The following is a 20,276-nucleotide window of genomic DNA, read 5'->3' as shown; positions in this document are numbered from 1 at the left end:
AATTCGGCAGACTTTGTCAAAATTATATTGGTCATTTTTCTATTGATGGTGTTTCTTTTTAGGAGCCGGTTTGGGCTTTCGTTCTTGCGGCGTTTGAATAGTCTTTTGTAACTGGGAAACTTGCTTTGATAGATGATCCACTTGTTTGGTTAAGTGTTTTAAAGCTCGATCCCGATCTTCTTCAACATCTTGTTTTGTAAAAAAGCCGGTAATTGTAGAGGTCAGTAAACCTAGAAAACCAATCCCACCAAGCATTAGTAGCGAAGCGACAATCTTGCCACCGGCTGTATGAGGCGTTTCATCACCGTAGCCGACAGTTGTGGCGGTTGTGATGGCCCACCAGAGTGCTTCTTGAAGTGAAACGTGTTCAAATGAAGCAAAGACCAGTGAACTGCCAATCAAGATTACCAGACTAATTGAAAATAGGTAAATAAAGCCGGTATCGTACAAGAACCGATGAATTTCGTTGGTGAATTTACCAGTCCAACCCAGTTTCCATAAAAGATTATAATCCCGAATAATTGTGATGATCCGGGCAATTCGGAAAAGTGCAAAAATCGGGTGTGATGGGATTAGTGCGATCAAATCAAACAAGTTTGAAATCAGAAAATCCTTTTTGGAAGGCGCTAATTTCAACCGGATTAAATAATCGATTAGAAAGAAGCCCCAAATCAGGAAGAAAATCAGGCGGTAAGGCCCGCGCTTCAAAGTGATGACGTTAATAATTGCCAAAATAACCATAGCAAATGATGCCACTGCCAGTAGACTGACTAAAAGATTATAGATTAGCAAATTAACCCAATGTTTGTTTTGAACCTGTTTTTTCACGATACCATCTTCCCATTAAGATGATTGGTTGATTTTTACCTGGCAACTAAGAGTATGGTTGAACGAGTTACAATTCGATCATTAATCGTTTTATTTACGCATTACCTGCTGCTATCATTATTGCTTGCATCCGGGTTGGTAATCTTGATTCGGTTGGAATCTGTTGACTTGTGATGAATTTCCGGCGCATCAGTGACGTAATCCTTAATCGTATTGCCATGCTTCGAATAAAGACTGGTCGACTTTTTACCACGCTCTTTATTAATTTTAAGTTCTTTTTGGTATAAGTTAGCGTAGTTGTACTTACGGGGATCAACCGTTTCGAAGCCTTTCGGATGATAGAAGCGCAGCAAATTCTTTTCGTTTAGCGAATCAGATAAGGCTAGTTCTTTGTCCACTCGGGATTTATCCTTATCAACTTGTTTTTGCTGACGCTTGGTTAGTTTAAGCAGTTGGCCGGTTTTATTTGAGTAAATATCACCGCTGATAGAAGTGAATGCGGGGCTAACCCAATCCTGATTTCGGAAGGCAACAACCTGATCATGTTGCTTTGAGAAAATGTCGGTGCCAAATTGAACGTAACGTTTGGTACTGATGCCTAATAAATGCATCAAGGTAGGTAAAACGTCGATTTCACCGGCATACTTTTTGGAAATATAGCCGTGCTTCATACCAGGAATGTTGATAATTAACGGTACCCGTTGAAGTTGGGCATTATCATAATCTGTCCAGTCGTCCGGATTCTTGCCAAGGGCCTTTGCCAGGTTTTTATTTTCGGAGTTGGAGATCCCGTAATGATCACCATAAAGTAGGATCAGCGAATGTTTTAAAAGACCGGACTTCTTCAGGTACCGGTAGAATTCACGAATGGATTGATCCAGGTAGTGGGCTGTAACAAAATAGTTGTCGACGACGTCATCTCCCGTATTGGTTGTCTTGAAGTTGGTATCTTCCTTATCCAGATCATACGGGAAGTGGTTCGTGACGGTAATGTATTTTGCATAAAATGGTTGCTGAAGATTCTGCAGATATTTGATAGAATCCCTAAATAGCAGTTTGTCCTTTAAGCCATAGCCCATGGATCGGTCGCCGGAAGTATCGTAGTAACTGGCATCAAAGAAGTATTGATAGCCCATTTCTTTATAAACGTTATTTCGGTTCCAGAAACTGGCAACGTTACCGTGAAAAACCGCACTGGTATAGTTGCGGCGTTGCTTCAAAATGGCCGGTGCGGCTTGGAACGTATTGTCACTGCCAAGTTGTGCAAACAGCGAGCCTTGAGGAAGGCCATAGGTACTGGTTTCAAGCATGTTTTCAGCGTCTGAAGTTTTTCCTTGGCCAACCTGATGGAAAAAGTTTTTAAAGGAATACGATGAATGGCTTCGGTAAAGTTTGTTAAGAAATGGGGTGACTTCTTGTCCATTAATCTTTTTGCCAATTAAAAATTGTTGGAAACTTTCAAGATGAAGGATAATGACATTTTTTCCTTTGGCAATGCCATAATACTTTTTGTTGGGTTTAGCATAATGCCGATGAGTGAATTTTAAAACATCTCCCAACTCGGATTTGGTTGCAGTTGCCCGCAAATCGTTAGTGTGCTGGGACTTAATGCCGTCATAAACGGTAAAGGCATCCAGTCCAAGATATTTGACAATGTAAGTTCGATCAAACGTCCGGCTTAACAATTGAGGCCGATCCATTTCTCCAAGCGATAAATTAATCGCAAAAAATAGGACGGAAAGCGAAGTGACCGCCAAACCGATTCGACGATTAAGTGGGCGGTGATCGATTTTGATTTTTCTAGTCACCATTAAAATGACAATCACAATTAAATCCAACCAGTAGATCACATCGTGGACATTGGTTAATGCCAGGGAACTGCCGCTTAAGCCCTGGTTTACTTTAGAATAACCGGTCATCGTACTGACCGTCATAAAATCGGTGAATTCGCGAAAATAGATCACGTTTAAGTATAGGAGAACTGTATTTAAAATTGAGATGATAATAGCGAGTGGATAAAAGATCCGACTTTTCTTAAAGTAAAGTGGGATGCTTAGTAGTAAGACGGTTGTTGCCAATGGATTGATTAATACGATTAGGAATTGAAACGGATTTGTAATGCCTAATCGGAAATCAACAAAGTAGGCAAACATGGTTTTTACCCAGAAGCAAATGATTAATAATAAAAGAAATCCTTTACGGGTACTGCATTTTGCAAGGATTGAATTAACATATTTCAAGATGCCGACTCCTTAAATGAAAATACGTACTTCATTTATGATAGCAGATAAGTGAAAAGAAAAAAGTGCCAAGCAAAGAACTTGGGGGAAAGTTAAAAAAATAAGTGAGCGAATCCAAGCGGTTAATTTACGGAGACTAAGGCGTTCATTGGTGAAAAGCCCGCACTTGGCTTTTTGCCAATGAATCCCTTAGACGCAGTAAATTGCTTGGAGAAGCTGTCCTAAGAGTAGTGAGTGGATCCAAGCGGTTAACACCCGGAGGATAAGGCGTTGATTCGGAAAATCATGGGCTTGGATTTTTTGAATCAATCCCTTATACGGAGCGATGTTGCTTGGAGAAGCTGTCCTAAAATAAGTGAGCGGATCCAAGCGGTTTGGCACCAATTAACCAACAAGTTTTTGTCCGCATTCCCGGTATAAGTTGGTATACTTAAGGTATCAAAGGCAAAGGATGTGAAGACATGACTAAATTTACTTTGTATATGGTTCGTCACGGTCAAACGTATTTTAACATCTATAACAAGCTTCAGGGATGGAGTAATTCACCTCTGACTGAAAAAGGACGTCAGAACGCGGTGGATACTGGGGAAAAATTAAAAAATGTTAAGTTTGTTGCAGCTTATTGCAGTGACACCACTCGAGCTGAAGAAACTGCCAAGGAAGTGTTAAAACATAACGTTGCTTCCGACGTTAAAGCGCCAATTACATCACCATTTTTCCGGGAAGAGTTCTATGGCTATTTTGAGGGTAACGATATGGATCAGGCTTGGTATTTGGCGGGAGCTCCGCACGGATTGCCGACATTTAAGTCGATTGTTGAAAAGTATTCAATTGGCAAGGCTAAGGACTATTTAAAAGAAGCTGATCCGTTTCATCAAGCTGAAAACAACGAAGAGTATTGGAAACGCTTGGATCAGGGTTTGGCACTAATTAAAAATAATCCTCAGATTAAGGATGGCGACAACGTGTTACTAATTAGTCACGGTAACACACTACTGAGTTTGGTTGAACGCTTTGGTAATGGTCAATTTGATGTCACAACGCGCCCGGCCAATGGCAGCTTAACCAAGTTACAATTTGATGGTGATGAGGTGACCGTCACCGCCTATAACGTCCAATCATAAGGTGGCTGGGTTAGTGGAAATTAAACAAACTTCAAAACTGGACCAAATTTATCAGGATGCCCGTTCGATTCGGAAGGCCGTTTTTGTCAATGAACAGGGAATTGACGAAGCACTTGAATTTGACGGAACGGATGCCCAGGCAACTCACTATGTAGCCTACGGGAATCACCGGCCTGTCGCAACAGCCAGGGTCACTTTAACAGAAGCGGGCGTTCACATTCAACGGGTTGCGACGCTAAAAAACTTTCGGCATCGTGGCTACGCTAAGTGTTTGTTGGAAACAATTTTAGCAGCACCCCAGTACGCCGCATTTTCACGATTTTACCTTGGTGCTCAGGAAAGTGCCAAAGGATTTTATGAGACACTTGGATTTAAACAATTTGGCCAACCGTTTCAAGAAGTTGGCATCCAACATATTAACATGGCTCGTCCTCGATAATAAAAATAAAATTAAAAACTGTGGCTCGAGATAACCTCGTGAGTCACAGTTTTTAATTTCCAGCGAAATTGGGGATGGTAACCGATAATTTCTGCCATACAAAGTGAATTGCAAAAGCTGAGGCAAATGACAATAGCCACGTTCCCAGGTAGAGAGTGGCAATTCCAAGCCAGAGATGATGCAATACCAGTTGTTTGCCACCCGCCAGCCAAAGCAGCTCTGTCCAAAAAGCGTTTGATAGAAAAGCCTTATAAGCAAAAACGGCTAAAAGATGGACTACTCGATTAACAGGACTTCGATGATCGAGTTGAGTAATTGCCAGTGCGGCGATCAGGCTGATAACAGTCAGATCATAAAGTACCATGGTGGGCTTGTAGTAGGGCGCGTTTGTAAGCATAATTGGGAAGCCAAACTGAAAAAGTTCGTTGTTAATCCAGTAGAAACTGCCAAGAAAGATCAAACAACCGATTGGCCACCAAGTCCGAAAGAAGCGGTTGACGGCTTGGCGATACTGCCAGGCCAGCGTTCCAAAAATTCCATAAGCCAAAAAGCTCAAAAAGAAGCGATCAAGGAGATACCAGTGGACCATCTGGGGGCCGTGAAATACTTCTTGATCGTAAAAGATAATCCAAGCCAGGTAGACGATGGCGGTGATCGAAGCAACCAGAAGTCCCCGCTTCGTGCTCGTGGCACACCAACGGCCAATCAGCCAGAATAACGGCATTAAAAGAATGAACTGTAGCATCATCGTATTGTACCAGAGGTGGGGTGCCGCATTGCCGTTAACAAACTGCCACAGAAAAGTCTTTAAATCATCATAATGATGAACCTGTTGCAGGTCGGGGGTGATGAGTAAGTAAATCATGGTCCACCAAATTGTTGGAACAAATAAAGAATGCCACTGCTGTTTTAAATAAGGTTGGTAGCGACCGGTTAAAATAGTTTTGCGAGTGGTTGTATATAAGATACCAAAGATAAACGCCGGTGCTGTAAATTTGATCAGATTATAAATAATTCCGATAAAGATTTGGCTGGTTTCGGAAACAGTCAGCTTCAATGCAAAGGCTAAAACTGTTTGAAGCATCACAGCTGTGCAGGCAAAGAGTTTCAGGTAATCGCCAATATCGGTATCACTTGAGTGACTGAATTTTTCCATTTGAAAATCTCCATCAAAAAACTACTTACATTCTAATCGTTGCCGGCAGGTGTGGCAAGGTGATCTTGAGATACCAGGAAAAACAAAAACGATCGAGGCAAGAGGTTACTTGCTTCGGTCGCTTTCTGAAATAGATATTAAGTTGTCATGAATATGTTGAAACTTAAATTCGTTAAATCAATTAATCAAGATCTGTGACGTGAACGCCGCCAACATAATGCCACCAAGGTGCTTTGACATTTTCAGTAATGACACCACGATTTTGAGCATCAATCATTTTACCATTACCGATATAAAGGCCAACGTGTGAAATAGAAACGGCGCTACCGCCAAAGAATACCAAATCGCCTTTTTGGAGATTGCTGTAAGAAACTTTCTTTTCAGCATTGTATTGTGCTTGGGCAGTTCTTGGAAGTGAGACACCAGCACCCTTTTTGTAAACGTAGCTGGTAAAGCCGGAACAATCAAACGACGAAGGACCCGTTGCGCCCCAGACATATGGTTTACCAAGATTTTGCTTAGCAACGTTGTAGATAGATGAATAAGTTGGTTCATCTGTTTTTGCAGCTTGTGCAGTGGTAAAACCTGCTGTCAACAATGTGAAAAATGCAACCAGAACTAAAACGATTTGTCTATGTACTTTCATAATTTAACAACTCCCTATCAATTTACAAGTACAATCCTACCAGTCCTTTGTTGCAGGACTGTGACAAACAATTTTCAATGCAGTTAAGGAAGATTTCGTCACGAAATATTTTGAGCAACCGGTTGTTTTATTGGTGGATAAACGTTGTTATGACGGGAAATGAATTGTCCGGATAAATAAAAAACGCCCGAAAGATTTCGGACGGATTGCTTAAATTGGTGAAATAATAAAGCATTTTAAAGCAAAATTCAGGTTCTTGAGTCTAAAATAACGAGAAATGTTACAATTTGTGAACAAATTCATGATGATTGCCGTGATCGGCTACTTATTTTTGAGAATATTTTTCTTATCCGGCAATGTGACTGCCAGTTTTCCTAACGATGAAACGATCATTGGGAGAACCAAGTAGAAAATAAACGCTGTATAAATAACGATCAAAGCAGTCTCAATCATGGCTAAGGATGCGCCAAAGGTCAACGCAATGGACAGAATGACAACCACCAATAAAATATAGCGGACGATTTGGCCATAACTGGTCATCGTCGGTAAAATCCAATCAAGAAGAGATAATTCCGTGTATCGGTAAGATAGCCCGAGTGCGATGATTTGCCAGGCGCCAAATGCGGCCAGGATTACAGCTGCAAGTAAGGGAACCTGCCAGTCAAATTGTTTAACACTTGCAACAAAGTGCATGGTTAAGTAGGTTAGCTGAAAACCAGTTAGTGCAGACATGACAAACGCAGCGGTCCAATAAAACGGCTGAAGAATTGCCCGGCTGAGAATGAAGACAGCTAGCAAGATGCCAAAGACCAGGATGGCCATTAAGGTAGTGAAATGGTGGGTCATCTTTGATTGAATAATTGATTGAGCAACCGGCTCCCCTGTGATGGCAACAGTCGCTTGGGAAAGCGAAGTTCCTCTTAACTGAAGGTCAATCTGTTGCTGTAATCGTTTAATTTGATGCACCGTTGTTTGGCTTGACGGGGCATTTTTGAAAACGACTTGAAGCGTTGTCAACCGCTTGTTCTGACTGGCATAGTTCAATAGTGTTTGCTGAAAGTCAGTGTCAGCAAGTTGGGCTTTCGTAATGTAATAAATACTTGCGCCACCAGATTTTTGTAACCCATTTAAGTAATCGTAAATCCCGTTTAACTGTGAGGTTGAGGCCGTCACCTGTTGATTGACCCGCTTCAGTTGTTGTTTTACTTGGTTGATTTGGCGGCTATAGGATTGCAAATTATTATAGCTGTTTTGACCATAGCTTTGGATGACTTTTCCCTCGGTTGCTAATTGACCAACTCCTGAAGAAACGCTTTGAAGTGATTGTGCCAGCTGATTAATTTGCTGTTGGTATCGGCGAACCCGTTTTGACGCGTTTTGTTGCACCGTGACGCTTGAATTGGCAGCAGTCCGATTGACTTGAGCGGCTAGACGACTACTGTCTTGAACAATCTGATTGCTTTTAGTGACCATTGTCGATAATTGGTTAACTTGGCGTTTTAAGGCCTTTAAATCAAGCTTAGCTGCATTTGAATGTAAGCTGTTAGATGCTTGAGACAATCGGCCGGTGGCTTCCTTTGAGCTTAAGCCAATGGCATCAAGTTGATTAGCAACGTAGTATTTATCAATTGGCATACCGCCAGGCTGGGTGAGTGAATAGACATTTTGGACACCCTTGGTATGTTGAAGCTTACTGGTTAATTGATCAAGACTTTGTAGGTCTTTCTCGTTATTAAGCGGCTGGTTGGCTTTCAAGTAAATCGTGACAGGGGTGGCTTTTCCTTCGCCAAAATGAGCTTGCAATACCCGGGCGCCCTTAACAGCCTGGCTGGTTTCAGTTAAGTTAGTCATTGCAGAAAAGCTCAAACTATTATGATAAAAATAGATAAAGGGCAGTGTGATGTATAGGGCAACTAAAAAACCGGCAATTGGTTGCCAAAGTGAGAATTCAGTAGCTGTTCGCCAATAGTGGGACTTCATCGTCGCCTGTGGGGTTCCGGATGGCCAAAAGAGGCTCTCTCCCAATGCAGCCATAAAGACGGCATTGAGGGTCAAAACAGCCAGAATCAGAATCGGGTAGGTCATCGCCAATGTCCAAAGTGCACGGATCTCATTAAAATTAATGAAGCCACAAAGGGCAAATAAGATAGTTAAACAACCGCCCACCGTCACAATCGGAAATCGTAAACTTTGAATTGTTTGTTTAGTGGCTGCTCTGGCCTCCTGTTGAACGGTCAAGACACTTCTAAATTTACGGTAGAGATAAATATTCCAAATGGTGCCTAATACCAAAGTGGCCAGACCAATCTCAAGGGGAACGTATTGTGAAAACGCCCAGTTAAAATGTTTGGCCAGATTCAGTGAAAGACTATAGGCGGTGACAAAAGCAGCAAAGAGGCTCATAAATGAAACGGCTGCTGCCAGAGGAGCTCTGAAATAAAGACCGACAATCAACGTCGAAGCAACAAATAGCGCCACCAGGATAATTTTAGTGATCTGGGCATTTTTTTGATTTGAGACGTCACGAATAATTTCGGGGCTGGTAACGTAGGAACGTAAGCCGGGCACTTTAACTTGACCACTTAATTCATTGGTTAAAATTCGCAGATTATTTTTGGCATTAATGTCCAGTGAAACCAGTTGAGTCGATCCGTCCCTTGAAAGTAATTGTGCCTGACCGGAAACGTTGGTATCAGGTGACACAACCCGACTAATACTGTAAAATGAACGGTGCTTTTTTAATCGATTAATGACGGATTGAATTTTTTTCTGTTGGTTGGTTGTCAACTTGCCGGTGGGATTCTCGTAGACGACGTTGACTGACGTTGTGTTGGCCAAGTGATAGCCCCATTGGTTGCGAAGCTTGGCGGCTTGAGTAGGTTGTGATTTAGCACTGAAAGTTGGTTGACTATGGGATTGGAGCGTATTAGTAACGCTTGGAGCAGAAATAATTGCAATAAAGATCATTATCAGCCATACTAACAGCGTGAATACCCGATTCTTGTGTAATTTTAAAATTGTTGCGTGCATGATAAACTGTCCCCTGTATGTATCTAAAAGTGACTGAGATAAATTTCCCAGTTAAGAAAATTTTACCATTTTATGACACGCGTTGCGATAGCAAATCGCTGTCCCGGCACAATTTAAATTAAATCTTAGTTTAATGTAAGGAAAGGAGTCGATTTTATGTGTACCAGCATCCTTCAAATTGGCCAGATCGATCATGCCCATGTTTTGGCCAGAACAATGGACTGGCCGCAGTTAGGTGCCCGGCCACTATTTTGTCCACGACACTACCACTGGCATTCAGTATTTGATGATCGGGAATACATCACTAAATACGCGCTGGTAGGCTCAGGTGGTCAGCATGGCCGACGAATCGATACCTCCGATGGGGTCAATGAGTTTGGCTTAGCCGTTCAAAAGTTAACCTTTACCAATGGCAGCCAGCTGGTTGAAGAACCGACCGCGGGGTGGATTCATTTGGCTCCTTTTGAATTGTCATTTTATTTGTTGTCTAACTACCGTTCGGTTCAAGACATCATTGATCACATTGATGAAATTGAATTGATGGCTGATAAGCATAGTCTATTGAAGTACGGTCACAGTGAACTGCATTTTGCGGCCTGTGACCCAACTGGTCGAATCGTAGCGATTGAACCAGTGACGCATCCAATTGAAGTGATTGAAAATCCGTTGGGCGTTTTGACAAACAGTAATCATTTCGAGCGCCAACTTCGCCAATTAGAAAAGTACGTTAACTTTACCGAAGCATTCAAACATCGAACGGTCCCGCTTAATACACCCCGGGTAACAACCGGTAACGTGTCCGGTAAGGCTATTCCACCAGGATCCTATTCACCCGGTTCACGATTTATTCGGGCGGCTTATCTAAAGGAACGAATTGATTTACCTGAAAATGAAATTGAGGCGTTTGACAATTGCTGGCATTTATTGGACTCGGTCAACGTGCCAAAGAGCGCCGCTCATCAACCGACTTACTCGGTTTACCGGGCAGCGGTATGCTGCGAAAGCCGAAATTATTATTATCAGCCATACCATGCCAAGTCGGTGGTTAAAATCCAGTTAACCGATGAGTTGATTCGCCAAGCGGAACCGATCTTTTTTCAGATAAATGACCGGGTTGACTTCAGAGAAATCAATTAGTTGGCTAATTTGAATTAAAGTGGGGTTACACAGTTGCATAAAAGAATTTGGTGGATTTTAGCACTTTTAATTGCAGTGGCGGGAGTTGTTTTGGCAGCTGTCGTGATTCGAACTCATCGACAGGTCGTTACTCAACAGCCTCGTATTTCGGTTGCTGACAAGTCCAATCGGCAAAAGATGACCATTAAACAGAAAGATGCCTTCATCCGGAAAATTTCCGGCCCGGCTGTCAAAAATTTTCGTCAGAATCGCCGGGTACTTCCCAGTGTGGTCATTGCCCAGGCAATTTTGGAATCACAATTTGGCTCATCAGCGCTGTATCGACTAGCTAAAAATCCCTTTGGCGTTAAGGGGCGCTATCACGGACAATCAATGTCGTTTGAGACCCGGGAAGTTGAGAACGGTCATTCAGTGAAAGTTATGGCTGCCTTTCGAAAATATCCTAATTATCAATCGGCAATCATGGACCACAATCGCTTGTTGCACGACAAATTCGTCAGGCGGTCAAATCTCTTAAGCTATCGAACCACGACCCGGTTACTTCAGGAAAATGGCTATGCAACCGACCCGCATTATGCGCATAAGCTGAATCACCTAATTGTGAAGTATCGATTGAGCCGGTACGATTTGGAAGCGCTCAACGAAAATTAATTCCGATTTGCCTATTGCCGTCTGTGGTAGAATATTATAATCTATCAAATGAAACGGAAGTTTAAGATGAGGAGAGGTTGCCAAATTGTTGAATTGGGTTTCGAATTTATACGGCCCGTTTTTTGATGCACATAATTGGAGTACGGTTATTACCAGTGGCAGCGACTGGTTGATTATTTTATCCCTGGTTACCATTGAGTGCTTGCTCTCAGTAGATAACGCGGTGGTTTTAGCCGCGCAGACTCAGGCGTTGCCAACGAAGATCCAGCGTGAGAAATCACTATTTTATGGCTTGTGGGGTGCCTACCTGTTCAGATTTCTGATCATTGGGTTGGGTACTTACCTGATTCATTTTTGGGAAATTAAAGTATTGGGAGCAGGTTATCTGTTCTATCTGGTTTATTCCTTCTTCCGGAAAACCCGAGTAGTTCGAACTAAAAAATTAGCCAATCAAAAAAAGCACCGACTATCATTATTTTGGTCGGTGGTCATGCAAATCGAATTCATGGACGTGGTTTTCTCAATTGACTCGGTACTGGCATCACTGGCGATTTCACCGAATCCGGTGATTGTTTTAATTGGTGGGATGATTGGAATCTTGGCAATGCGGGGTGTCGCTGAAGTGATTATGAAGTTGATGGGAAAGATTCCCGAACTACAACCGATGGCGTACATTTTAATTGACATTATTGCCTTGAAATTAGTCTTATCAATTCCGATGATTGATATTGAAGTTCCAGCACCACTGTTTGGCTTAATCGTGTTGGGGGCTGTGATTATTACGTTAATCATTCACTATGTTCGAAAGGAGGGCAAGCAGACAGATGAGCGTCACGATAACGAAGGATAATCTTAAAGCTGAAACAAATCATCAATTGACCGTCGTTGATTTTTGGGCACCATGGTGTGGTCCGTGTAAGATCTTGGAACCAATTTTAGCGGATTTGGAAAAGGTTTATGGAGACCGGATTCATTTCGGTCGAATGAACGTGGATGGCAATCAGGAAATTGCGGAACAGTATCACGTTCTTAGTGTTCCCAGTTTGGTTATTTTTAAGAATGGTCGAGCGGCTGAAAAAGTGTCGGGAATCTATCCAAAGGAAAAGTTGGCCGCTTATTTGGATAAGAAGCTAGCCGAGGTAACAGAGGGTTAAGTCGACTAAGGCTCATTTGAAAGGTTGAATGTGTCGCTGCTTTGCTTCGTTAGTTAAGGCTTTATCCAGGACATCCAATCCCTGCAGGGGAAAATTAAAAATAGGTGCAAAATAATTGTTTCGTTGAGGGTCGGGGATGACTTGGCTCTTTTTTAAATTCGGCAAAAATTTTTGAAGATCGGCCTTGGTGAGCTTTAATTGGCGAGCATAGTACATGACTCGGTGATAGACAACGTTTTTAAACCAGAGGTAGTAGATGATGAGGGCTGCTGCAACGTACCAAAAAATACTCCAAGTAATGCCGATCTTTTGAGGATCAAGAAAGCCAAAACCGATGGCAGCAATGACAAAAATGATGTAGGTCAAAACGGCGATAATTGCAAATTTTACTTTTGTGGACATAATTAGCCAACTTTCTCATTGTTTTTTAATGTGGTTATCCCTTATACTGTATATTAAGTGTATAAGAAGGTGTGATCATCTGGCAAGTTGATGGTCCAACCAGACTTGATGTAAATCATTTGATGAGTACTAAATTTGATGGAGACACGGTATAGAAAAAAGAGTGGAGAGATTAGTCGTGAAATTTTCAATTGAAACTGCCCAGCGAGACGAATATTCAGAGATCAGAGCCATTATTGCTGAAAGCTATACAAATGGTGAAACCAATACTGATGGCGACGAGGTGGACATGGTCGACCGGTTGCGAACATACAATGATTATCATTCTGAGTTTGAAGTGGTGGCTAAAGACCATGATCACCAGTTGATCGGTCATGCCCTGATGATTCCGGTTACTATTCGTTCGCCGCACCATACGCACCGGATTGTGTCGATTGTGGAAGTTAGTGTACCCAAGCAATATCGAAAACAGGGCGTGGGCCAGGCATTGATCTATGAACTTGAAAATCGGGCTCAGTTAGCAGGTTATCCGGCAGTTAGTGCGATTGATAATACGGAGTTCTTCTATGATTTAGGCTACGTCGCTGCAGAAAACTTCAATATTTTTTCAACCATGCCGGTGGCAATTAATGCCAATCTGATTAAACCGTTGACCGATGGCGGATTGTTTAAACGAAGCGGCAAAATTTATTATCCTGAAGAGTTTTATGGCATTCGTCGAAAAGAATCTTAAGCTTGATAAGGCAGTCTTACAGGGCTGCTTTTTTAGACCCCTTTGAAGGAAACTCATATGAAAAGACTATTAGCACAATTGATTAATGATATGGAAATCGTTGCGTTGATCTTAGTTGTCATTGGCGTGATTAAAGGAATCGTTGATTTTTGGCGATTTGGTCAGCTCTTTTGGATGAGTTATTTGAAAGACTTTATTGGCAGCTTATTTTGGGCGGCAATTTCGTTTTTGATTGTCGAAATCATTTAATATCGGCTTGATTTCCAAAATAAATCCTAAAAATGAGATTGATTGATGATTGATCGAGGATTATTTTCCCAAAAATCAAGACTTTCCCCACGACTTATTACAAATTGCCAAATCGTGTGAGTGGTTAGGGTATGCCTGGTTTGACGTTATTTTGATAAATAAACGTTTAACAAAAATTACCAAGCCGTTACATGAATTACACACTTGCCGATAAGCTTAATACTGGTGTTATTTGTCTGTTACACCGATGCGATAGACTAAGCATTGTTGATCGATGAGGTCAGCAACTTCCAGTCACAGACACAAGTATTTATAGGAGTGTGTAATTTTGAAAAAAGTATTATCAATGATCCTCGCAACCTCAGCCGCTGCTGTTGGTCTTTTCTTCGCAGGTTTTTCGTATGCTTCAGCTGCGACCGTTGTGACGGTTCAATCCGGCGATAGCGTATGGGGACTTTCACAAAAATATGATGTCTCGGTCGATGCCATTAATCAAGCAAATAATTTGAGCAGCTCAAGTGTGATTACGGTTGGTCAGCAGTTAAACATTCCCGATGGTAGCCAGACAACAACGTCGACTACGACGACTCAACCGGCTCAACAGACGACGTCAACACAGTCATATGTTCAGCCACAATATAAACAGTCAGCCCAAACTAACTCGACTGCCAAACAAACCAGCAATTATCAAGCGGCTAATACCACTAGCCAATCAAGCTATCCGACAACATCTAGTCAGTCGACAACCGGTCGCTCAACCACTCAACGTTCAGTAACAACGAATACCGGTTCAAGTAATTCAGCGAAAGCTTGGATTGCCTCACACGAATCAGGCGGTTCATACTCCGCTCGCAATGGTCAGTACGTTGGTAAGTATCAATTAAGTGCTTCATACCTGCATGGTGATTACTCGGCTGCCAACCAGGAAAAGGTGGCCAACCAGTACGTTGCCGGCCGATATGGGTCATGGTCAGCTGCCAAGTCTTTCTGGCAAGCGAATGGTTGGTATTAAACGAAACAAGTACTCATTAGACCTTTCGCGCTAATTAAAAAAGACGATTTCATCTTATAGGTGAGGTCGTCTTTTTTGTTGGCTTGAGTTTATTTTGTGATGTAAATATATAATGTGGTTGTTGAATAGCCAATTCGAAAATCAAGCCCATTTGAATGTAAGGCTTTATTGGTCGTCTTGCTGGTCTTACTGGACTTAGTTTGTTTTTGGAACTGTTTCATCAATTTCTTAGCGTTGGCACCGGCACTATCGGCCAAAATTGAAAAGGAAACTGCAAATTTCTTGGCTTGGGTTTTATTTTTCAGTGCGTTAACCGGAACCATCAGCGCTAAACCAACCACTTGTTGCCGATCAGTGTTGACGCGAATCTTGATGTCCTTAGTTGAAACCAAATTATGAATGCCATCGCGAGACTTGGTTGGCAATAATTGATTTTTGACCCGCTGCTTTGCTTGATGCATTGCGGCAGTCACCTCGGCACTGGTTGTCTGAAACTTGGCTGTTTGAGATTTCAAAGCGATTGCCTTTTTTGCTTGACGAGCTAGTTGGCTGGCCGCGCGGGTGTCGCCGGCTGCCAATTTTTCCTTTTCAGTGGCCACCGTTTTGGTGATGGCTTGTTGCTGCTGCTTAAGTTTAGCTCCTTGCTTCTGTAAGGTAATGGCTTTTTGGCGATCCTGTTTGGAAAGGGCTGTTGCCGTGAGCGCTTGATTATATTTCTTTTGCAGGTTAGTGTAGGCAATCACTGGTTTGGCCTTTGCCAGTTTAACGGTTTGGGTTGTCCCGCCAGCACTTAAAGTAATCTTTTGGTCGGTGGCCTTGGCGGGGATGGTTAAGGCAAAGCTGCCGTTATGGGTCTTTTCGGTTTGCTTTGGGCCCTGATCAACTCGGTAAGTGATGGCTTGGTGACGGCTCTGGCCCTTAATTACAGCGCCCAATCCATCAGGCTTTAAATCGTGGTGATTTACCGATAAATTTGGACGACCGCAGCCGGCAAGCCCCAGGGTGAGAAGGACAGCAGTGATCGCAATGCCAATTCGTTTTTTCAATGTGCTCGCCTCCTTAATCAAACGAAACGTTGTCTGAGAACTGACTGTTGTACAGATCCGCATAGAATCCGTTCTTAGCCAGCAATTCGTTGTGGGTGCCGGTTTCGACAACCGAACCATGATTCATCACGATGATATTATCAGCGTTTTGAATGGTGGAAAGTCGATGGGCCACCACGAAGCTGGTTCGATTCTTCAGTAAATCGTTCATCGCGTGTTGAATTTGAACTTCGGTCCGGGTATCCACTGAGCTGGTGGCTTCATCTAAAATTAAAATTTCCGGATCCGCTACAAAGGCTCTGGCAATCGTCAATAATTGACGTTGGCCTTGAGAAATGTTGGAAGCCGCCTCGTTTAAAACAGTGTCATAACCGTCAGGTAGTTTTCGAACAAATTCGTCGACATGGGCTGCCTTGGCCGCTTCGATAATGTCATCATGCGTCGCATCTTCGCGACCGTATTTAATGTTATCGTAAATGGTCCCGGTAAATAACCAGGTGTCTTGAAGCACCATGGCAAAATGTGAGCGGAGTTTTTCACGATCGATATCACGGGTGTCAACGCCTTTTAGGCGAATCGAACCACCAGAGACATCGTAAAACCGTTCCAAAAGGTTAATGATGGTCGTTTTTCCGGCACCGGTTGGCCCCACAATGGCGACTTGTTGACCGGGCTTCACTTCGAGATTGTAATCAGTCATCAATAACTCGTCTTTTTCGTAACCAAATTGAACATGCTCCAGTGAAACGATATTATCGGTGTTCGCTTCAACCGGTCGATTTTGATTGGTATTCTTCATTTCTTCTTCGTCAATCACATCAAACACTCGCTCGGCTGAAGCAATCGTTGACTGGATAGTGTTCATCAAGTTGGCTAATTGCGAAATGGGTTGCGAAAATTGGTTGGTGTATTGAAGAAAGGCCTGGACATTTCCAAGTGTGACACTACCGTTGGCGACTTGAATGCCACCAATGATGGCGACAAATACATAACCAATGTTATTCATAAAAATCATAAGAGGCATGATGATACCGGAAATAAACTGGGCTTTCCAAGCTGATTGATAATATTGATCGTTTTGTTCTTCAAATTTATCAATGGTATCTTTTTCTTTGTTAAAACTCTTCAAAACCAGTTGGCCGGCGTAATTTTCTTCGACTTGGTTATTAAGCAACCCAAGACTTTTCTGTTGAGCCGCAAAGTATTTTTGGGACTTGGGTGCGACAATACCAACCACGATTAGACTTAAAGGAATGGTTACAAAAGCAATCAGCGTCAACTTCCAACTAATTGAAAACATCATCCACAACGTTCCAATAAAGGTGACAAAACTGGTCACTGCTTGGGTGAGACTTTGCTGGAGGGTGCTGGCAATGTTATCCATATCGTTAACGGCTCGACTCATGATATCACCATTACTGTGGGTATCGTAATATTTAATTGGTACTCGGCGCATCTTCTGCTTCATTTGTTTTCGGAGGCGGTAAACGGTTCGCTGGGAAATCAGTGTCATGATGAACTGTTGCAGGTAACTGAAGACCGCTGATGCCAAATACATGAGGGCGACAATGATGATAATATGAACAATTTTATCGAAATTAATCGGCAGGTTGCCAATGTTGAAGCCGGCTTTTTGCTCAGCCGTGCCTTTCATAACACCTTTATAGATTTCGGTAGTGGCTTGACCCAAGATCTTTGGCGTTCTGATTTGGAAAATGACACTGGTAATTGCGAAGACCAACACCAAAATGAGGCCGATAATCCGGTCAGACATATAACGCATTAAGCGGGCCGTTGTTTTCCAAAAGTTTTTAGGCTTTTCAACAACGCCGCGAGGGCCACCAGGGCCGCCCCGACCAGGCATTGGTCGAGCTTGAGTATCGTTTGAAGTATTCTTCTCAGCCATCTAATCGCCCTCCTCTCGAATTTGTGAATGGATGATTTCTTGATAAACTCGGTTAGTTTTTCGAAGTTCATCATGGGTACCTTTACCGACTAAACGGCCGTTATCCAATACCAGAATTAAATCGGCATCGGCAACCGTAGCAATTCGTTGTGCAACAATCACGGTGATACTTTGTTGAATATGCGGATCACGCCTTAAGGCTGCTCGCAAATCGGCGTCGGTTTTAAAGTCCAGTGCTGAAAATGAATCGTCAAAAATGTAGACGGCCGATTGCTTAACCAGGGCTCGGGCAATGGCTAGTCGTTGGCGTTGGCCACCTGAGAAGTTACCGCCACCTTGTTCAACGTGAAGATCCAGTCCTTCAGGGTAGTCGGCAACGAAATCTTTGGCCCGGGCAATGGATAATGCGTGCCAGATTTCGTCGTCTGTCGCATCAGGTTTACCGTACTTCATATTGTCACGAAGACTCCCGGTAAAGAGGGTGGCTTTTTGTGGCACTAATGAAACGGCTTCGTGAAGCTGATCAAGTGCCATGTCATTCACATTAATACCATCCAGCTCAACCTGTCCGGCTTCCACGTCGTAAAATCGAGGAATTAAATTAATCAGGGAAGTTTTTCCAGAACCGGTTCCACCAATAATTGCGACAGTTTGACCACTCTTGGCTTCAAAATCGATATCAGTTAACGCCGGAAGTTCGGCGTTCCGGTATCGATAAGTCACATGGTCGAATTTTAAGGTGTGAGTTGGTGCTGAAAGATCGATTTTGACAGGCTTCTTTTTGAGTTTGAGTGTTGAGTGGAGATTTAGAACTTCTTGGATTCGCTTAGCAGAAGCTTGGGCTCGAGGGATGAAAATAAAGACCATTGACATCATCATAAAGCTCATGAGAATCTGCATGGCATAAGTCATGAAGGCAATGAGGTTCCCCACTTGCATGGATTGAGTGCCGATCAACTTAGCACCAAACCAAATGATCGCAATGTTGGTGCCACTCATAATCATCGTCATCACTGGGAAGGCCAGGGCCATTAAGACGTTAACGTTGATGGCATTTTGCGTGTAATCTTTATTGGCATCCTCAAAGCGGTCCTGTTCAAACTGATCTTGTCTGAAAGCTCGGATGACCCGAACCCCGGTTAGTCCCTCTCGAAAAATCCGGTTGATTTTATCGGTTTTAGTCTGCATTGCCCGAAACATTGGCACAGCGAAGTAAAGCAGAAAACCAATGAAGAGGGCCATAATTGGTAAGACAACTAAGAACACGGTGGTCAGCTGATGGTTTTTGTTGTAGGCCAGAAAGCTGGCCCCGATCAGCATAATTGGTGCCATCAGCATCATTCGCAACATAATGATGCCGACGTTTTGGATTTGGACCACGTCATTAGTTGTCCGGGTGATCAAAGAAGAAGTTTCGATTTGATCGTATTCATCATTTGAAAAATTGATGACTTTTCGATAAATGTCACTTCTTAAATTTTTACCGAGCTTTTGCGATGTCGTTGCAGCTAGGAACACGTTGCAGACGGCCGCCGCAATACTGAGTAGCGAAAAACCGACCATTTTAAAACCGATTTTCCAAATATAGCTGATATTACCGGTAGCAACCCCGTTATTAACAATGTCCGAGGTAAGGCTGGGAAGGTTTAGGTTGGCGATAACTTGAATCGCCATAAAAAAGACCGCCCCCAGAACTGCCAGATAGGAAACGCGTCCCCTTGCGATTTTTAGCAATGTGAAAGCTCCTTTCAAGTTTTGAATTTTTTCGAATGATCTATTGCAAACACTGGTTAGTTTACACCAATTCAGAGGAAATGACAGCTTTCTTGGCGCCATTATTAGATATTCTTATACTTTTGTCAACATATTTAACAATAGCGCCGACAATTGGCAGGATTGCAATAAAATTAGTAAAGAATAATGGTGATTCATACAGTGCCATTCTTAATTAAACGATACTTTTTAAGAGTCGTAAACCCATTTAAAGTAGGTGGTCGAAAAATGGTAGTAAGTGGTCTGAAATAGGTTCTGACGAGAAAAAATGATGACAAAAAAGCGATCGGCTAAAATTGCCGATCGCTTTGTGAGATTCTTAAAGAATTTGTTAATGAATGCCAAATTTAAACCAAGTGTGGCTATTGTCGTTCTTATTAACGGCGTAAGTGTAAGTGCGGTTAGTGTTGAATTTGCCTGAATCCAACCCCCAAGAAACGTTGACCGCTGAGTGGAACAGCTTTAAGTGGTGTCCCTTCTTTAATGAGTACGTCGCTACTCGATAACGATTTGACATTGGATCAGTGTTTCGAATTTTAGTTACGGTCACGTTTTGCTGAAGCGTCACCCAATGAGCATGATTCCAAAACGGATTGGCTGGATTATACAAGCTCATTGCATGACTAGTGTAACGTATCTTTGAAAAGCTAAATTATTGTGATAATCGTCGTTTCTTGATATGCTGGGGAAAAAGTTAAAGGAATGATCATCGATGCGCCCCATTAAATATCAGATTACCCTGACCGATGC

The 20,276-nt window shown here is 42.6% G+C and carries 19 protein-coding genes; 9 read left to right on the top strand and 10 right to left on the bottom strand.

Annotated features, from left to right (window positions below):
- Positions 1 to 39 precede the first annotated feature (39 nt).
- Positions 40 to 828, bottom strand: coding sequence for a potassium channel family protein (locus ED605_RS00090; RefSeq protein WP_121976905.1), 789 nt, complete (start codon positions 826 to 828; stop codon positions 40 to 42).
- 101 nt (positions 829 to 929) lie between these two features.
- Positions 930 to 3,068, bottom strand: a complete 2,139-nt coding sequence (locus tag ED605_RS00085; protein WP_121976904.1) for an LTA synthase family protein — start codon at positions 3,066 to 3,068, stop codon at positions 930 to 932.
- Between the two features lie 461 nt (positions 3,069 to 3,529).
- On the opposite strand from ED605_RS00085, the gene ED605_RS00080 reads away from it, so the two are divergent.
- Both ED605_RS00080 and ED605_RS00075 read left to right on the top strand, forming a co-directional pair.
- Positions 3,530 to 4,192 carry a histidine phosphatase family protein gene (locus ED605_RS00080; protein WP_121976903.1) on the top strand — a complete coding sequence of 221 codons (663 nt, stop codon included), beginning with the start codon at positions 3,530 to 3,532 and terminating at the stop codon, positions 4,190 to 4,192.
- 13 nt (positions 4,193 to 4,205) lie between these two features.
- Entirely contained in the window at positions 4,206 to 4,631 is a 426-nt protein-coding gene (locus ED605_RS00075; RefSeq protein WP_121976902.1) for a GNAT family N-acetyltransferase, read from the top strand.
- Between the two features lie 52 nt (positions 4,632 to 4,683).
- On the opposite strand, the gene ED605_RS00070 is transcribed toward ED605_RS00075, so the two are convergent.
- The 3 genes from ED605_RS00070 to ED605_RS00060 form a co-directional block, all read right to left on the bottom strand.
- Entirely contained in the window at positions 4,684 to 5,787 is a 1,104-nt protein-coding gene (locus ED605_RS00070; RefSeq protein WP_121976901.1) for an acyltransferase family protein, read from the bottom strand.
- 181 nt (positions 5,788 to 5,968) lie between these two features.
- On the bottom strand, positions 5,969 to 6,433 hold the full coding sequence (locus ED605_RS00065) for a C40 family peptidase (protein WP_121976900.1): 465 nt from the start codon (positions 6,431 to 6,433) through the stop codon (positions 5,969 to 5,971).
- A gap of 321 nt (positions 6,434 to 6,754) precedes the next feature.
- Positions 6,755 to 9,463 (bottom strand): MMPL family transporter, encoded by a 2,709-nt coding sequence (locus tag ED605_RS00060; protein ID WP_121976899.1) that lies wholly within the window; start codon positions 9,461 to 9,463, stop codon positions 6,755 to 6,757.
- A gap of 156 nt (positions 9,464 to 9,619) precedes the next feature.
- Between ED605_RS00060 and ED605_RS00055 the strand changes: the two genes are divergently transcribed.
- From ED605_RS00055 to trxA, 4 genes are all read left to right on the top strand, one after another.
- Entirely contained in the window at positions 9,620 to 10,600 is a 981-nt protein-coding gene (locus ED605_RS00055; RefSeq protein ID WP_121976898.1) for a linear amide C-N hydrolase, read from the top strand.
- A 33-nt stretch (positions 10,601 to 10,633) separates the two neighbouring features.
- A complete protein-coding gene (locus tag ED605_RS00050) occupies positions 10,634 to 11,251 on the top strand; it encodes a glycoside hydrolase family 73 protein (RefSeq protein WP_121976897.1) in 618 nt (205 codons plus the stop codon).
- An 88-nt stretch (positions 11,252 to 11,339) separates the two neighbouring features.
- Positions 11,340 to 12,101, top strand: coding sequence for a TerC family protein (locus ED605_RS00045; protein ID WP_121976963.1), 762 nt, complete (start codon positions 11,340 to 11,342; stop codon positions 12,099 to 12,101).
- Positions 12,076 to 12,405, top strand: a complete 330-nt coding sequence (trxA, locus tag ED605_RS00040; RefSeq protein ID WP_121976896.1) for a thioredoxin — start codon at positions 12,076 to 12,078, stop codon at positions 12,403 to 12,405. The genes ED605_RS00045 and trxA overlap by 26 nt, the downstream gene beginning before the upstream one ends.
- A gap of 12 nt (positions 12,406 to 12,417) precedes the next feature.
- On the opposite strand, the gene ED605_RS00035 is transcribed toward trxA, so the two are convergent.
- On the bottom strand, positions 12,418 to 12,807 hold the full coding sequence (locus ED605_RS00035) for a hypothetical protein (RefSeq protein ID WP_121976895.1): 390 nt from the start codon (positions 12,805 to 12,807) through the stop codon (positions 12,418 to 12,420).
- A gap of 178 nt (positions 12,808 to 12,985) precedes the next feature.
- On the opposite strand from ED605_RS00035, the gene ED605_RS00030 reads away from it, so the two are divergent.
- The 3 genes from ED605_RS00030 (at position 12,986) to apf (ending at position 14,801) form a co-directional block, all read left to right on the top strand.
- Positions 12,986 to 13,540 carry a GNAT family N-acetyltransferase gene (locus tag ED605_RS00030; protein ID WP_121976894.1) on the top strand — a complete coding sequence of 185 codons (555 nt, stop codon included), beginning with the start codon at positions 12,986 to 12,988 and terminating at the stop codon, positions 13,538 to 13,540.
- Between the two features lie 57 nt (positions 13,541 to 13,597).
- Positions 13,598 to 13,789, top strand: coding sequence for a hypothetical protein (locus ED605_RS00025; protein WP_121976893.1), 192 nt, complete (start codon positions 13,598 to 13,600; stop codon positions 13,787 to 13,789).
- Positions 13,790 to 14,117: 328 nt separating this feature from the next.
- On the top strand, positions 14,118 to 14,801 hold the full coding sequence (gene apf / locus ED605_RS00020) for an aggregation-promoting factor (protein ID WP_452233276.1): 684 nt from the start codon (positions 14,118 to 14,120) through the stop codon (positions 14,799 to 14,801).
- Between the two features lie 89 nt (positions 14,802 to 14,890).
- Here apf and ED605_RS00015 read toward each other — a convergent pair whose 3' ends face one another.
- From ED605_RS00015 to ED605_RS14515, 4 genes are all read right to left on the bottom strand, one after another.
- Positions 14,891 to 15,847 (bottom strand): hypothetical protein, encoded by a 957-nt coding sequence (locus ED605_RS00015; RefSeq protein ID WP_121976892.1) that lies wholly within the window; start codon positions 15,845 to 15,847, stop codon positions 14,891 to 14,893.
- A gap of 13 nt (positions 15,848 to 15,860) precedes the next feature.
- A complete protein-coding gene (locus ED605_RS00010; protein WP_121976891.1) occupies positions 15,861 to 17,753 on the bottom strand; it encodes an ABC transporter ATP-binding protein in 1,893 nt (630 codons plus the stop codon).
- Positions 17,754 to 19,487 carry an ABC transporter ATP-binding protein gene (locus ED605_RS00005; protein WP_121976890.1) on the bottom strand — a complete coding sequence of 578 codons (1,734 nt, stop codon included), beginning with the start codon at positions 19,485 to 19,487 and terminating at the stop codon, positions 17,754 to 17,756.
- 370 nt (positions 19,488 to 19,857) lie between these two features.
- A complete protein-coding gene (locus ED605_RS14515) occupies positions 19,858 to 20,142 on the bottom strand; it encodes a hypothetical protein (protein WP_162919705.1) in 285 nt (94 codons plus the stop codon).
- Positions 20,143 to 20,276: the final 134 nt, after the last annotated feature.

It is taken from the genome of Lentilactobacillus raoultii (genome assembly GCF_900411375.1).
GTDB classification, from domain to species: domain Bacteria; phylum Bacillota; class Bacilli; order Lactobacillales; family Lactobacillaceae; genus Lentilactobacillus; species Lentilactobacillus raoultii.
The sequence above is the reverse complement of the archived record's forward strand: the minus strand, read 5'-3'. Positions and strand labels throughout refer to the sequence as shown.

Bases quoted from the DNA above. Each gene is read 5' to 3' on its own strand.
- ED605_RS00010 (WP_121976891.1), bottom strand. From the start codon at position 17,753: ATGGCTGAGAAGAATACTTCAAACGATACTCAAGCTCGACCAATGCCT.
- ED605_RS00065 (WP_121976900.1), bottom strand. From the start codon at position 6,433: ATGAAAGTACATAGACAAATCGTTTTAGTTCTGGTTGCATTTTTCACA.
- trxA (WP_121976896.1), top strand. From the start codon at position 12,076: ATGAGCGTCACGATAACGAAGGATAATCTTAAAGCTGAAACAAATCAT.
- ED605_RS14515 (WP_162919705.1), bottom strand. From the start codon at position 20,142: ATGAGCTTGTATAATCCAGCCAATCCGTTTTGGAATCATGCTCATTGG.
- ED605_RS00025 (WP_121976893.1), top strand. From the start codon at position 13,598: ATGAAAAGACTATTAGCACAATTGATTAATGATATGGAAATCGTTGCG.
- ED605_RS00055 (WP_121976898.1), top strand. From the start codon at position 9,620: ATGTGTACCAGCATCCTTCAAATTGGCCAGATCGATCATGCCCATGTT.
- ED605_RS00060 (WP_121976899.1), bottom strand. From the start codon at position 9,463: ATGCACGCAACAATTTTAAAATTACACAAGAATCGGGTATTCACGCTG.
- ED605_RS00080 (WP_121976903.1), top strand. From the start codon at position 3,530: ATGACTAAATTTACTTTGTATATGGTTCGTCACGGTCAAACGTATTTT.
- ED605_RS00070 (WP_121976901.1), bottom strand. From the start codon at position 5,787: ATGGAAAAATTCAGTCACTCAAGTGATACCGATATTGGCGATTACCTG.
- ED605_RS00035 (WP_121976895.1), bottom strand. From the start codon at position 12,807: ATGTCCACAAAAGTAAAATTTGCAATTATCGCCGTTTTGACCTACATC.